2 protein-coding genes are annotated in these 594 nt (G+C 54.2%); both read right to left on the reverse strand.

The features are described from left to right. The coding region (locus HMPREF9538_RS26325) for a hypothetical protein (RefSeq protein ID WP_009483823.1) at nucleotides 1-310 on the reverse strand (310 nt) is incomplete at its 3' end. Beyond that, entirely contained in the window at nucleotides 310-549 is a 240-nt protein-coding gene (locus HMPREF9538_RS26320; protein WP_032456963.1) for a hypothetical protein, read from the reverse strand. The genes HMPREF9538_RS26325 and HMPREF9538_RS26320, both read right to left, overlap by 1 nt. Nucleotides 550-594: the final 45 nt, after the last annotated feature.

Consider the following 594-nt stretch of genomic DNA (forward strand, 5'->3'; position numbering starts at 1 on the left):
CCAGGCTATCGCTTCGCACATCACAAATGATATGCGTCACGACGCCTGCGACAGTGACATCATCCAAGGCCTCACCTTCAATTGCTTCGCCATCTTCGGTTATCAGCGACCGCCCTCTCAATGTGGCAAGTTCCGTCCCGCCGCCGTGCTGGATTAAAACCTGACTACCCTGCTTTGGCTTCAGGGAGATATCCAGCACAACATAACCGCCATCCCTTTCGAAAACGCGAGTGTTAGGCCCGACATTGCAGATCGAGTTTACGGACAGTCGCTGCTCGACGTAGTCCGTCGCGGGTGATGGAAATCCCATTACAGAACCCTCCCCATGTTGGCCATCATCCACAAACGGTTTTCGCTATGGTCGGTGGTTTTGTCGACAAAGTACGTCTGCTCTCTAGATATCCACGCATTAGCCTCTGAGTCGGTAAAGTGCAGCCCACGCCGGCGCAGCGCTGACACAAAATCCTTTGTGTGCAGGTACTGGTAGCCTTTGGAGTTGCGCAATACCGACTCGCGGAATGCCTGATTGATGTCTGACGCCCGATGCATGATCTGCCCTCCGATAAATGTCGCGGTAGGGATACCCGTTACCGG

The organism is Klebsiella sp. MS 92-3, assembly GCF_000195655.1.
GTDB classification, from domain to species: Bacteria; Pseudomonadota; Gammaproteobacteria; order Enterobacterales; family Enterobacteriaceae; genus Klebsiella; species Klebsiella pneumoniae.

Bases quoted from the DNA above. Each gene is read 5' to 3' on its own strand.
- HMPREF9538_RS26320 (WP_032456963.1), bottom strand. From the start codon at position 549: ATGCATCGGGCGTCAGACATCAATCAGGCATTCCGCGAGTCGGTATTG.